General features: G+C 74.3%; 12 protein-coding genes and 1 pseudogene. 5 read left to right on the top strand and 8 right to left on the bottom strand.

Going from position 1 to position 13110, the window contains the following annotated elements:
* The first annotated feature begins 5 nt into the window (after positions 1 to 5).
* The 3 genes from Q5530_RS11420 (at position 6) to Q5530_RS11430 (ending at position 2442) form a co-directional block, all read left to right on the top strand.
* Positions 6 to 995, top strand: coding sequence for a hypothetical protein (locus Q5530_RS11420; RefSeq protein ID WP_415362142.1), 990 nt, complete (start codon positions 6 to 8; stop codon positions 993 to 995).
* Between the two features lie 577 nt (positions 996 to 1572).
* Entirely contained in the window at positions 1573 to 1923 is a 351-nt protein-coding gene (locus Q5530_RS11425) for a hypothetical protein (protein WP_415362143.1), read from the top strand.
* A gap of 108 nt (positions 1924 to 2031) precedes the next feature.
* The gene (locus Q5530_RS11430; RefSeq protein WP_415362144.1) at positions 2032 to 2442 is read left to right on the top strand and encodes a hypothetical protein; all 411 of its coding nucleotides are present in this window, start codon (positions 2032 to 2034) and stop codon (positions 2440 to 2442) included.
* A gap of 208 nt (positions 2443 to 2650) precedes the next feature.
* On the opposite strand, the gene Q5530_RS11435 is transcribed toward Q5530_RS11430, so the two are convergent.
* Complete coding sequence (locus Q5530_RS11435) at positions 2651 to 2953, bottom strand: hypothetical protein (protein WP_415362145.1); 303 nt, start codon at positions 2951 to 2953, stop codon at positions 2651 to 2653.
* A 132-nt stretch (positions 2954 to 3085) separates the two neighbouring features.
* On the opposite strand from Q5530_RS11435, the gene Q5530_RS11440 reads away from it, so the two are divergent.
* Positions 3086 to 4129 carry a methyltransferase gene (locus Q5530_RS11440; protein ID WP_415362146.1) on the top strand — a complete coding sequence of 348 codons (1044 nt, stop codon included), beginning with the start codon at positions 3086 to 3088 and terminating at the stop codon, positions 4127 to 4129.
* 156 nt (positions 4130 to 4285) lie between these two features.
* On the opposite strand, the gene Q5530_RS11445 is transcribed toward Q5530_RS11440, so the two are convergent.
* The 3 genes from Q5530_RS11445 to Q5530_RS11455 all read right to left on the bottom strand — a co-directional run bounded on the left by Q5530_RS11445 (position 4286) and on the right by Q5530_RS11455 (position 6906).
* The gene (locus Q5530_RS11445) at positions 4286 to 5143 is read right to left on the bottom strand and encodes a DUF2382 domain-containing protein (protein ID WP_415362147.1); all 858 of its coding nucleotides are present in this window, start codon (positions 5141 to 5143) and stop codon (positions 4286 to 4288) included.
* 131 nt (positions 5144 to 5274) lie between these two features.
* Positions 5275 to 6099, bottom strand: a complete 825-nt coding sequence (locus Q5530_RS11450; RefSeq protein ID WP_415362148.1) for a mechanosensitive ion channel family protein — start codon at positions 6097 to 6099, stop codon at positions 5275 to 5277.
* Positions 6100 to 6321: 222 nt separating this feature from the next.
* Positions 6322 to 6906, bottom strand: a complete 585-nt coding sequence (locus tag Q5530_RS11455) for a helix-turn-helix domain-containing protein (RefSeq protein ID WP_415362149.1) — start codon at positions 6904 to 6906, stop codon at positions 6322 to 6324.
* 212 nt (positions 6907 to 7118) lie between these two features.
* On the opposite strand from Q5530_RS11455, the pseudogene Q5530_RS11460 reads away from it, so the two are divergent.
* Positions 7119 to 8099, top strand: a pseudogene (locus tag Q5530_RS11460) (alpha/beta fold hydrolase); the annotation flags it as partial.
* Positions 8100 to 8197: 98 nt separating this feature from the next.
* Here Q5530_RS11460 and Q5530_RS11465 read toward each other — a convergent pair.
* The 4 genes from Q5530_RS11465 to Q5530_RS11480 all read right to left on the bottom strand — a co-directional run bounded on the left by Q5530_RS11465 (position 8198) and on the right by Q5530_RS11480 (position 12894).
* The gene (locus tag Q5530_RS11465; RefSeq protein ID WP_415362534.1) at positions 8198 to 8905 is read right to left on the bottom strand and encodes an NPP1 family protein; all 708 of its coding nucleotides are present in this window, start codon (positions 8903 to 8905) and stop codon (positions 8198 to 8200) included.
* 262 nt (positions 8906 to 9167) lie between these two features.
* The gene (locus Q5530_RS11470) at positions 9168 to 11093 is read right to left on the bottom strand and encodes a bifunctional aldolase/short-chain dehydrogenase (RefSeq protein ID WP_415362150.1); all 1926 of its coding nucleotides are present in this window, start codon (positions 11091 to 11093) and stop codon (positions 9168 to 9170) included.
* Positions 11074 to 12024 carry an S-methyl-5-thioribose-1-phosphate isomerase gene (gene mtnA / locus Q5530_RS11475; RefSeq protein WP_415362151.1) on the bottom strand — a complete coding sequence of 317 codons (951 nt, stop codon included), beginning with the start codon at positions 12022 to 12024 and terminating at the stop codon, positions 11074 to 11076. Before mtnA ends, Q5530_RS11470 begins: the two co-directional genes overlap by 20 nt.
* 120 nt (positions 12025 to 12144) lie before the next feature.
* A complete protein-coding gene (locus tag Q5530_RS11480; RefSeq protein ID WP_415362152.1) occupies positions 12145 to 12894 on the bottom strand; it encodes a GH12 family glycosyl hydrolase domain-containing protein in 750 nt (249 codons plus the stop codon).
* Between the last annotated feature and the right edge of the window lie 216 nt (positions 12895 to 13110).

Consider the following 13110-nt stretch of genomic DNA (forward strand, 5'->3'; position numbering starts at 1 on the left):
ACCCGGTGCTGCTGGCGCAGTTGCGCGACGGCGGCCTGCCGGTCGGGACCGACCTGCGCGAGTTCAGCGGCGAGGCCGGGTTCGCGGCCCGCGTGGCCGAGGCGGTGGGCGACGGGCTGCGGATCGCGATGGAGTACCCGCAGCCGACCGCGCTGTGCGCGGACGAGCGCTCGGTCAAGACCGCGCGGCTGGTCGGCCACCTGAACAACAAGGCGACCATCGGCACGTTCGTCGACCCGCGCTTCCGGGCGCGGCGCAGCGTCGTCCCGCGCGCCGGGCTGGCCGAGGCGACGCCGGCGGAGGAGTCCTGGGTGCTCAAGGCCGCCACCGACGACGCGCACGGCGGCAGCCTCGACGTGTACCTGCACCGGGCGGGGGACGAGGTCGCGCTGCCGGCCTTCACCGACCTGCTCGGCGAGTTCGTGCTGGAGGAGTACCTCCACATCCTGCGCAACTGGGGCGTCCAGCTCTACGTCGGCGTGGACGCGGTCGCCCGGCTGCTCGCCGTCACCGAGCAGCGGGTGGACGGGGCCGGGGTGTACGTCGGCGGGCGGTTCGGGCCCGTCGCCCCGCCGCCGGACGACCTGCTCGCCGAGTGCCTGGCCATCACCCAGCGCGCGGCCGACGTCGGGTACCGGGGCCTGTGCAGCCTGGACTGCGCCGAGACCCTGGACGGCCGGCTGGCCATGCTCGACCTGAACTTCCGCATCACCAGCGGGTCGATCCCGCTGCTGGCGCTGCGGTCGGTCCGGCCCGACGCGCTCGACGGGCCCGCGGAGTCGGTGAAGCTGGCGGTCGCCGCGCCCATGGCCGAGCTGCTGGCCGAACTGCGCCCGGCGCTGGCGGCCGGCGGGCTGCTGGTCACCTCCGGCCACGACACCACCCGTACCGACAACCGCGTCCGGCAGAGCACCCTCCAGTTGCTGGTGTACGGCGACGACCCGGAGGACGTGACGGCGCGGCGGAGCGCGCTGGAGGCGAAGTTCGGCCTCTGACGGGGCGGAGGGCCTGGCGGTCGACGCGGGACTGCCGCGGGACCGCCACCGCGACGAACGCCTAACCGTCCCGTCTGCCAGGTGCTGCTGGAGGTGGCTGTGCCGGAACTGGTGGACCGCGCCGGTCTGCCTGAGCACGCCGCGCCGGTGCGCGTCGTCGAGGAACCGCAGCAATCGCCACGGCAGCCTGCCCCGCAACGCCCACCGGGTCAGGGACACCGCGGACGACACCAGGTCACCGCGCAGCGACCGGCCGGGTCGGGGCACGCTGAACCCGTCCGGCGGCACGGTCAGCCAGGTCCCGAGGCCGACGGCCCAGGCCACCACCAGGCCGAGGGCGGCCGGGATCCACCAGTCCCGGGGGTGCCCCACCCCGTGCAGGACGAGCGCCGGGGCCGTCGTCACCGCCGAGATCGCGAAACCGAGGGTCGCCCGGAACGCGATCGTCCGGCCGCGACCCCAGGCGCGCAGGGCGGTGCGGTGCGGCGGGCGGTCGGCCGACAGCGCGATGGCGACCAGCAGCACCAGCCCCGCCGCCGCCACCGCGACCTGGCCGGGAGGCCGGGGGTGCGAGTAGGTGAAGAACCAGAACGCCACCCCCAGCACCACCGGGGCCAGGAGCAGCCGGCGCCGCGGCACCCGTCGGCGCGCGATGCCGATCAGCCAGGTGAACGCGAAGCCGATGGCGAACCCGACCGGGAGGGACGAGCCCTCGGTGACCGCCGCCCGGCAGAGCGCGCCGGCGATCGCGGGCACCAGCACGAGGCGGGGACGGGGCAGCCGCCACCAGGCGATGTCGCGCCCGGCGGGCCCGGTGGCGTGGCGGGCCAGGAACCCCAGCCAGCGCCGAGCGCGGTCGGCCGGGTACCGCCCGGTGACCGCCGGCAGCGGCGCGAGCCGGGGCGGCGGCGTCGGCCGGTCGCCGTAGACGGCGGGCACCAGGGCGTCGAGCAGGTGCCGCTCCACGTCGGCGGGATCGGCGAACCGCCGCACGTCGGCCAGCTCGCCGGGGTCGCGGTCGGGCCGGGTGCAGGCGGTGCGGGCGAGGTTGACCGCCAGCGGGGTGGACAGCGACCGCGTGACCACCGAGTCCGGCTCGGTGCGCAGCCGGTCGAGCACCGGGGCCCAGCGCCCGGCCGACTGCGGCGACGCGGCGGACAGGAACTCGGCCGCGTCGGCGGCGGCGACCGGCGCCAGCTCGACCACGGCGGCCGCGGGCAGCGCCGTGCCGGAGGCGCGCACCGCGGCCTCGTACTCGTCGCCGCGGCAGGCCAGCACCAGCGGACGGCCCCGGCCGAACGCCCGGTGGACGCACTCCAGCGCCGGGGCGAGCAGGGCCTCCGGCAGCTCGTCCGGCCCGTCGAGCAGCGGCACGAGGCGCTGCCCGGCCACCAGGCGGCGCGCGGCGTGGCGGCCGTGGGTGCTCCGGTTGCGCAGGGCCGGGTAGTCGGTCTCCAACCGCCGGATGACCCAGTCCTCCAGGTGTTCGCCGTGCGGGTCCCACGACGAGAGGGAGAGCAGCACCGGCACGGGCTCGCCGGGCCCGCGCCGGGCGAGCAGGTCCAGGGTGAGCAGCAGCGCGGTGGCCGACTTCCCCGCGCCGGGTCCGCCGAGCAGCACCAGCCGCCGGTCCGCCAGGGAGGTGAACCGCCTGGTCAGGTCGTCGAGGTCACCGCCCTTGACGACGGGCGCGGTCGGGCAGGCGACCCGGCGGCGGGTGGGGCCCAGCGCAGGCGCAGCGGCTCGGGCCGGCGCAGCGAGCGGACCGACGCCTCGGCCTCCCACTGCCGGCGCACCACGGCCGCCAGGCCGTCCGCGGTCCCGTCCAGGCCGGGGCCCGCCCGGGGCGCCACGACGTCGCCGGCGACCACCCCGATCTGGAGGACCGTGCCCGCGTGGCCGTCGAACGCGTTGTGCACGGCTCGCACCCCGTGCCGCCCCCACCGGGGAACACCCATGGCACCCCTCCCCTGCCCCGATACCGACGGTACTCGTTTGATCACCAAGTGTTAACGAGCAGCCACGTTCGGGGCGGGTGAACCCGAGCACGACACTGGTGATCACTTTAAGTAATCGATACAGTGCCGTGGGTGACCAGCGCCGAGAACTCCCCGGGACCTGTCGCACCGCCGGCGGAAGCCGATCCCCGCTTCGCCCTGATGGACCTCGCGATGAGCTACCTGGTGCCCGCCGCCCTGCGCGCCGTCGCGGTGCTGGGCGTGGCCGACCACCTGGCCGGGGGGCCGCGCCCGGTCGCGGACCTGGCGCGGGCGGTCGGCGCCCACCAGCTCAACCTGCACCGGGCGCTGCGGCTGCTGGCCACGCACGGCATCTTCACCGAGGACGACGAGGGCCGGTTCGCGCTCACCCCCGCGGCCGAGCCGATGCGCACCGACGCGCCGTCGTCCTTCCGCGCGGCGATCCTGATGCTCACCGACACGACGTTCTGGCGGCCCGCCGGCGAGCTGGAGGAGGCCGTGCGCACCGGGACCTCGCCGTTCGACCGGCTGTTCGGGATGCCGTTCTTCGACCACTTCGCCCGCGACCCCGGGACCGCGGCGGTCTTCCACGACGGCATGGCCTCGATGTCCGACCCGGAGAACCCCCTCGTCGCGCGGGCCCTCGACCTCCCGCCCGACGCCGTGGTGGTCGACGTGGGCGGTGGTCACGGCGGACTGCTGCTGGCCGTGCTGCGGGAGCACCCGGGGGCGCGCGGGGTGCTGTTCGACCAGCCGCACGTGCTCGAAGGGCACCGGCTCGGCGAACTCGGCGCGGAGGACCGCTGGGACCTCGTGGCGGGCGACTTCTTCGCCGAGGCCCCGCCCGGCGACGCCTACCTGCTCAAGCGCATCCTGCACGACTGGGACGACGAGCACGCCCTGCGCGTCCTGGAGCACTGCCGGCGGGCGATGTCCCCGCAGGGCCGCGTCCTGGTCGCCGACGCGGTGGTCCCGCCCGGCAACGACCCCGACCCGGGCAAGGTCATCGACCTGCTCATGATGAGCTCGTTCACCGGGCGGGAACGCACCCGCGCCGACTTCGACGCCCTGTTCACCCGCGCCGGGCTCCGGCTGACCCGGGTGCTGCCCACCGACACCCGGCTGTCGGTCGTCGAGGGCGTCGCCGCGGTCTGAGCCCGACGGGTGGGGCCGCGCAGGCCGGGACCCCGACCGCGATCGGCACGGTCGGGGTCCCGGTGTCGCCGGTCCGGGTCGGGTCGTGGGAAGGGAAGGTCGGACCTCGACCCGGCCGGTGCCCGGTCCGCCCCCGCGGGGGCGGCGGGAGCGGGTTCAGCGCGGGCTGCGACCGCCCTGGACGTCGCCGTCGGTGTCGATGCGCTCCTTGCGGACCTCGCCGGCGACGGTCTCGGTGTCGGTGACCTGCTCCTTGGCCAGCCGCACGCGCTCGACCGGGACCGCCTCGGTGTCGACCACGGGGCGCTCCTCGTGCAGGGTCACCTCGTGCTCCTCCTCCGAGATGTCCGGCCCGGACAGGGCGGCGCCGCGGTTGGCCTCGGTGATCGGCTCGCGCTCGACCCGCACCTCCTCGCGCGTGACCGGCACGGCGACCTGCTCGGTCTCGGTGACCACGTACTTGCGCAGCCGGGCCCGCCCTGCCTCGTGCTTCTCGGTGCCCACCCGCAGGTGCTCCTCGGAGCGGGTCATCGCGTCGTCGGTGTTCGGGCCGGAGGTGTCGTGGCCCGTGTCGGCGGCGGTGTGGCGGCCGGCGGCGGCGGTCTGCTGCCCGGTGGCGGCCTGCTGTCCGGCGGCGGTCCGCTGCCCGGCGGCGGCCTGTCGCCCGGTGCCCGCCTGCTGCCCGGTGCCGCTGGTGAGGCCGTAGTGGCTGTAGAGGCGCCGCTCCTCGTCCGGGTCGAGGTGGTCGTCCGACGCCTCGACGTTGGGCGCGTCCTTGACCTGCTCCTTCGGGTAGGGGGTGCGCAGCTCGCCGTCCGGGCCCTCGGTCAGGCCGCGCACCGGCAGGAACGACTGCCGCAGCCCGAGCAGACCGGTCTTGACCGACACCCAGGTGGGCTCGCCGTCCTGGTCGTCGAACCACAGCTGCTCGACACCGCCGATCTTCTCACCGGCGGGGTCGTGGACGTCGCGGCCGGTCCAGCGGGTGATGCGCTCGCGGATCGAGTTGGTCACGGTCGTTCTCCATTCGTCGCTGTCGTGCGCCCGCGGCTCGCGGAGGTGGTCCTGGGCGGACCCCGGACGCGCGCGGGTCGGCTGGTTGCCCGGGGGTCGTCGCCCCGGGAGGTGTGCTCCTTCGGCCGCGGTCAGTAGCCGCGGGTGGGACCGTCGCCCCGGACCTGGCCCGCGGTCGTCTGCGGGGCGGGCACCTGCTGCGTGGGCGCGTCGGTCGTCGCGGTGCGCGCCACGTCCTCCCGGCCCCGCTGGTAAGCCTCGGCGTGGGCGCGGGCCTGCGGCACCTCATGCTCGGCCCGGCTGAGCCACTGCTCCCAGCGCTGCTGCATCGGCCGGACCAGGCCGCCGCCGACACCGATGACCGCGATGCCGCCGACCGTGGCCAGCACGGTGATCAGCACCGGCATCGTCACGGTGGTGGCCACGCCGATCTGGTTCAGCGCGGCGATCACGCCCAGGCCGATGACGAAGACCGAGGCGGTGGTGGCCAGCACGCGGCCGTAGGACAGACCGCCCAGGGCGTTGCCGACGAGGTCCTTGACCGCCCTGGCGACCGCCGCGGCCACCACGACGATGATGATCGCCACGGCCGCGCGGGGCAGCCAGGCCACGATGCCGGTCAGCAGCGTGGACACCGGGTTGGGACCCCAGGCGCCGAAGGCGACCTGGAGCGTGATCAGCAGCACCGCGTAGTAGACGAGCTTGGCGATGATGTCGGAGGCGTCGTACTTCGAGCGGGCCAGGGCCTGCTTGACGCCGCCGCGTTCGACGACGCGGTCGAACCCGACGCGCTCCAGGACCTTGTCCACGGCCTTGGCCAGGAACTTCGCGATGAAGAAGCCGATCAGCAGGATCAGCAGGAAACCCACGAGCTTGGGCACGAAGGTGGCCACCGCGCGCCAGGCGTCGGAGATGCCCTGGCTGAGGTCGATGGCGGCCAGTGTCGCGGTCGGCATGTCCGTTCTGGTCCTTCCCGTCGCCTGGAGGCGGGCCCCGGTGCGCCCTCGTCTCGGGATCGTCAGGGCCGGTCACCTCTTCGGCTACCCCGCTCGGGTGAGACGACACGCCCATTTGCCACATCACCCGTACGGTTCGCCATGAACAGTCCACAGCGGACACAGCGCTACGGGCGGTGGCCGTTCGGCGGGGTTTGCGGGCGTGGCAACCCGATCAAGGGGTCAGGCTCCTCCGTCGCGCGACCGGACGTGGACGCGTTCACCGTCCAACCCGAACAGCACGAGCAGCTCGACCGCGCGCCCGTCGGCCGATCCCAGCCAGTGCGGGAGCGTGGTGTCGAACTCCGCGGCCTCGCCCGGCGGCAGCACCAGGTCCCGGTCGCCCACGACCAACCGCAACCGTCCGTTGAGGACGTAGAGCCACTCGTGGCCGCTGTGGGTCTGCGGGGTGGGCTCGGCGGGCCGCGCCGAGGCCGGGATCAGCATCTTGTACGCCTGCACCCCGCCGGGCCTGCGGGTCAGCGGGATGAACGTCATGCCGTAGCGGTGGATCGGGCGCAGGTGGATGCGCGGGTCCCCGGTGCGCGGCGCGCCCACGAGGTCGTCGAGCGGGACGTCGTAGGCGCGCGACAGCGGCAGCAGCAGCTCCAGGTTCGCCCGTCGCCGCCCGCTCTCCAGGCGGGACAGGGTGCTCTCGGAGATGCCGGTCTTCGCCGCGAGCTCGGCCAGGGTGGTGCCGCACTGCCGGCGCAGGGCGCGCAGGCGCGGACCGACCTCGTCCAGCACCCGCTCGATCTCCTCGCTCATCCGACCAGTCTTGCCGGTGTGGCAAGTTTTCGTGCACCCGGCGCCGGCGGCGGGAAAGGTGGTGCCACACCCACCGTTCGACGAGAAGAGGAGGCCCCACGATGGGCACGGGCTCCACACCGGACGCGGACGGCGCACCGGCGCACCGCGCGACCTCGCGACGCACCCGGCCGGGCGCGAGGGCGAGCGCGAGCGCTTCGCGGTGGCGACAGGTGGTCGCGGCCGCGGTCGCGGCCGTGCTGCTGCCGACCGCCGCGTGCACGGCCCCCGCCGGCACGGTCACGACCGTCCCGGCCACGACCGGGACGGTCGGCCCGGCCGCCGAGGACGCGGAGTTCGACCGCGTGTTCCGGCACGAGTACGCGGACGTCGACGGGGTCCGGATGCACTACGTCACCGGCGGCTCCGGCCCGCCCCTGGTGCTGCTGCACGGCTGGCCGCAGACCTGGTTCGAGTGGCGCGGCATCATGCCGGAGTTGGCCAGGCACTTCACGGTCTACGCGCCGGACCTGCCCGGCCTGGGCGACAGCGAGGGGGTTCCGCCCTCCTACGACAAGGCCACGCCGGCCCGCTACGTGCACGGGCTCGTCACGGGGCGGCTGGGCCTGCGCGACGCCCGCGTGGTCGGCCACGACCTCGGCGCGGCGGTGGCGTTCCAGTACGCCGTCCAGTTCCCGGACGACCTCGTGCGGCTCGGCTACCTGGACCTGCCGCTGCCCGGCCCCGCCCTGGACGCCGCCCGGTACCGCGGCCTGAGCCGGCACATCGCGTTCCACTCGCAGGAGCGGGTGCCCGAGGCCGTCGTCGGCGACGACGTCCGGGAGTACCTGGCCCTGTTCTACCCGCAGGTCGCGTTCGGCGGCACGGCTTTCGGCGGACCCGGCGCGGCCCAGCCCTTCGACGAGGCCGAGATCGACGAGTACGCCCGCACCTACAGCCGCCCGGACGTCCTGCACGGCGGGTTCGAGCTCTACCGCGCCCTGGACCAGGACGTGCGGGACGACACCGCGGCCGCCCCGATCGCCACGCCGACGCTGCTGATGACCGCCGAGGGCCTGCTCGACCCGACCAGGGCGACCCCGGCGCCCCGGGTCGGGAACCTCGTGCGCGCGGTGGAGGTGCCCGGGTCCGGGCACTGGCTGGTCGAGGAGAACCCCGAGTTCGTCACCGCGGAGCTGCTCGCCTTCCTGCGCCCTGATTCCTGCGCCCCTGGCCCGGTACGGCGGAACCCGGTCGCCGGGAGCGGATCGCTCCCGACGACCGGGTTCCGGGAATTCCGGTTACCGGCCGATCAGGCGTTCGGGTCGAACGGGATGCCGCTCGGCTTGGCCTGGGACAGGTTGTGGTTGAACGCGCCGTCCTTGATGGCCAGGCTCGCGCTGCCGAAGTTGGCGTTCACCAGGGTGTTCCGGATGCCGGCCGGGAAGTGGTCCCAGCTGACCAGGTCCGGGTACTGCCAGGTGCCGTAGTGGTTCTCCGGCTGCTCGGTCGAGCTCGCGATCCGGAAGCAGTGGGTGCTCAGGCCGTCCTTGTGGTAGACGATCTTGGGGTGCGTGCCCTCCCAGGAGACCTGGGAGCGCGGGTAGGTGGAGTAGTTGCCGTGCGCGGAGGTCGAGACGTACTGGGCCTGGTCGTTGCTGACCCACACGATGACGTGCTCGATGTCGTGGCGGTGGCCGCAGCAGTCGATGCCGGGGACGGCCTGGTCCTTCTCGAAGTAGAGGTCGTACAGGTAGGCGCACCAGTTGTTGTTGCACTTGGAGCGCGAGTACGAGTTGGTGTTGTCCAGGTCGGACTGGTCGCGGCAGTTGCCGTTGAGGGCGCCGGAGTTGTTCAGGCCCGTGGCGATCACGCCGGTCGGCGAGATGGCCGGGGTCGGGTAGCAGCCGTCGGTGTCGTAGTCGAACGCGGGCTGCCACTTGGCGTCGGCGGCGGCGGCGTTCCCGGGCAGCGCCTGCGGCGGTGCGGCCCAGGCGGCCCCGGGGACGAGGACGGCCATCAGGGTGGCGCCCAGGAGGGCGGCCAGCAGTCTCAGGGCGGTGCGGGAGGTGGTGCGGGAGGTGGTGCGGGTCCGGTCCGTCGTTCGGGCGGTCACGGCGACCATGCTCTCCATCCGGGGTCGAGCGGCAGGGACGTTCAGCGCCGGCCGGTGTTCGCGGAGATCATCCGGCCGGTGACGAGGTTCCCGATCCGGGCCCTCCGCCGTCAACCCGCCGATGGTCGCGCCGGGGCGAACAGCCGGCGAACAGCGGGGAATCGGTCTACACCACCCGCTCGTTGCCGCCGTCGACCGGCACCTGGGCGCCGGTGGTGCAGGCGAAGGTGTCCGAGCACATCTCCGCGACCATCCTGCCGACCGCCGCGCTGGTGATCTCCGCGCCCAGCAGGTTCCGCCGCTTGTACGCCTCGACGTCGAGGCCGTAGTGCGCGGCGCGCTGGGCCAGCACCTCCTCGGTCCACAGGCCGGTGTCGAAGACCGCGTCGGGGTGCACCGCGTTGACCCGGATGCCGTCGGCCGCCCACTCCAGGGCCGCGACCCTGGCCAGCTGGGTGACCGCGGCCTTGGACGCGGAGTACGCGGCGGCGCCCGGTCCCGGCGCGGGGGCGTTCTTCGAGGCGATGACCACGACCCGGCCGCCGCGCGGCGCGAGCTCGAGGAACGGGTGCGCCGTGCGGAACAGCACGGCCGTGGAGTCGGCGTTGACCGCCATGGTGCGTCGCCAGGTGTCCGGGTCGAGCTCCGCGATGGGCGTGTTGCCGGGGAACACGCCGGCGGAGGCGACGAGCACGTCCACCCCGCCGAACCGCTCGACGCCGCGTTCCACCGCGGCCCGCACCGCGGCGGTGTCGGTGACGTCGACCCGCAGGCCCAGGTAGTCGGTGCGGCTTCCCGTAGGGGTGAGGTCCAGGCCGATGACGCTCGCGCCCCTGGCGCGCAGCGCGTCGGCGCAGGCCCGGCCGATGCCCGACGCGGCGCCGGTGACGAGGGCGACCTCGCCGGTGAACTCGGCCGGCGGCCCCGCCAACCGGAGCTTGGCCTGCTCCAGCTCCCAGTACTCCATCTCGAACAGGTCGCGCGGCGGCAGGGCGCGGTACCCGCCCAGTTCCTCGGCCCGCTCCAGGACGTCGATGGTGTGCGAGTAGATGTCGCGGGCGATGTCGGCGTCCCGCGCCCGCCGGCCGACCGTGAGCATCCCCAGCTCGGGGTCGAGCACGACGCGGGGCGCCGGGTCGAGCATGGTCAGGCCCGGTCGCGCGTGCCGCTCGAAGTAGCGGCGGTACTCGGCCGCGTAGCCCTCGACGTCCCGGCCGACCAGCGGCACCCGCTTGGTGCGGATGACGTGGTCGGGGGTGGCCGGGCCGCGCCCCGCGAGGTCGGCGAGGTCGGACCTGGCCACGAAGGCCGCGGTGGCCGGGTCGGTGTGCCGGGTGACGATCACCGGGTGGCCCGCGGCCTCGGCGATCCGCCGGCGGAGGGCGGCGAGGTCCCGGGGGTCGACGCGGGGCAGGGGCGCGGCGGGCGCGCGGGTCGGCCGGTGCCGCGCCAGGTGCGCCTCGGCGGCGCTGACCAGCTCGACGTGCCGGGCGTACGCCTCCTCGGTGTCCTCGCCGAAGGTGAACAGGCCGTGGTTCATCAGGACCACGCCGATGGTGCGCTCGCCGGCGTGCCGGGGGAACAGCTCGGCGCACTTCTTGGCCAGCGCGAAGCCCGGCATCACGTAGGGGACGACCACGACGCGGTCGCCGAAGACCTCCTCGACCAGGGGTTCGCGCAGGTTGGTCAGGGTGATCACGGCGTCGGCGTGGGTGTGCAGGACGGCGGGGTGCGGCAGGACCGCGTGCAGCAGCGTCTCCACGCTCGGGTCCGGCGCGCCCGCGTCGAGCAGGGCGCACCGCAGTTCGTTCATCATCCGGTCGTCGGGCAGGCTCGGCACGGTCAGCAGCTCGCGCAGGCGCTCCAGCCGCAGGGGCGCGAACCCGGCCCGCTCGATGTCGGCCAGGTCCCAGCCGCTGCCCTTGACGTGCAGCACGTCCACCCGGCGGCCGGTGAGGTCGGTGACGACCGCCTTGACCGAGGTGTTGCCGCCGCCGTGCAGGACGAGGTCCGGTTCGCGGCCGAGCAGCCGGGAACCGTACGCGCAGGCGTCGAGGGGGTCGGTGTGCGTTTCAGCCCAGCGGTTTTCCACGAATCGTCCGCTCGTCGGTGATGATGGCCGTGACCAGGTCGGCCGGGGTGACGTCGAAGGCGTAGTTCAGCGCCCTGGTCGGGTGGTCGCCGACGATTTCGGCGGGGTCGCGGATTTCGATGTCGACCCCCGCGCCGTCGGGGGTGGCGGGGTCGATCGTGGATTCGGGGGCGGCGACGAGGAAGGGGATGCCGGCCCTGGCCGCGGCGAGGGCCAGCGGGTAGGTGCCGATCTTGTTGACCACGTCGCCGTTGGCCGCGATGCGGTCCGCGCCGACCACGACGGCGTCGGCCAGGCCGCGGGCGATCACGGTGGGTCCCGCCGAGTCGACCACCACGGTGTGCTCGACACCCATCCGGGCGAGTTCCCACGCGGTCAGCCGACTGCCCTGGAGCAGCGGCCTGGTCTCGTCGACGTAGACGTGGCCCAGGGCTTCGGCGTCCCGCAGCGCGCGGACCACGCCGAGGGCGGTGCCCCACTCGACGCAGGCCAGCGCGCCGGCGTTGCAGTGGGTCTGCACGTTGACCGGTCCGCCGAGCCGGTCGAGGAGCCACCGCGCGCCCCTGAGCCCGAGGTCGCGGTTGCGGCGGACGTCGTCCTCCAGGACGTGGACGGCCTCGGCGACCACCGCGTCCAGGCCCTCGTCCAGCCGGGCCAGCACCCGGTCGACGCCCCAGGCCAGGTTGACCGCCGTGGGGCGGGCGGCCCGCAGCCGGGCGGACTGGGCGCGGACGTCCCCGCCGCCGCACGCGGCCAGCGCCACGCCCAGCGCGCCGGCCACGCCGAGTGCGGGCGCGCCGCGGACGGCCAACCGGCGGATGGCGTGGACGAGCTGGTCGACGGTGTCGATGCGCAGGGTCGTCAGCTCGCCGGGGAGCAGGGTCTGGTCGATCGCGATGATCCGGCCGTCCGCCCAGTCGATCGTCCGCATGGCCCGAGTGTGCCGAGCACCGCCCGCCCGGGGAAGCGGGCGACCCGAACGGACGATCACGGCGCGGGGTGCGCCCTGGCGGTCGGGCGCACCCCGGCGTGCGGTCGTCGGCGGGGTGCGTTACCCGCTGACGGAGGCCGAGAAGTTGTCGACCGCCAGCCCGGTGCCGCCGTTCCACGGCTCGAACCCGGCCTGGATGCTGGTCAGGTACCACGAGGTGGTGATGGCGCCGCGGTTGCGCACGTCGTTGATGAAGTCGAGCACGTTGAACGACCACGACGTGATGGGCGAGGGCGCGACGTAGGAGATGACGTTGTTGCCGCCGTTGTTGCCGCGCCACACCTGCCAGGTGCGGCCGCCGACGGTGGCGTTGCCCACGGCGCTGCCGATCGGCTGGATGGAGCCCTGGCGGTTGAACCAGATCATGATCTCCATCTGGTTCACCCCGGTGGTCTTGGGCGTGGGGTCGAGCCAGATGTCGTAGGAGGCGTTGTAGGTGCCGCCCGTGTACCGGTAGTTGATCGACGAGGTCGCGCTGCGGATGCGGCTGACCTGCATGGGCAGGTTCGACCCCGGCGAGCAGTTGCCGTAGTGGCAGCCCAGGTACACCGACGGGTAGGACAGGGGCGCGCCGTTGGTCGGCGCCGAGCCCTGCTGCTGGGTGATCTGGAACCCGGTCGAGGTGACGTTGATGCACTGGTTGGCCGAGGAACCCCACCGGTTGTTCTGGACCACGTAGCGGCCCTGGATGGTGGTCGTCCCGTACTGCTGGCAGATCGTCACGTCGGCCTGGGCCGGGCCGGCGGCGGCCACGACCGCGCTCGCGGCCAGCAGGCCGGTCAGCGCGAGGGCCCGGAGGGTGCTTCGCATGGAACTCCTCTCGAAGGTTCCGCGGCGGCGATGGCGCAGAGCGCTCTGGGAGCGCTCCCAAGGTAACGCGGGTACCCGTCCTCCGCACAGGCCAATCCGGTGACGTGCGCTCCCCCGTCCGTGGTCCCCCCCGCGGAACGGCCGTCCGGGCAGGCCGGCGGGGGTCCCCGTCCCGCCGCGGGACAACGCCGCGTGTCGGTTCTTTGACACCGCGTG

It is taken from the genome of Saccharothrix sp. BKS2 (assembly GCF_047689505.1).
Lineage (GTDB): Bacteria > Actinomycetota > Actinomycetes > Mycobacteriales > Pseudonocardiaceae > Actinosynnema > Actinosynnema lopnurensis.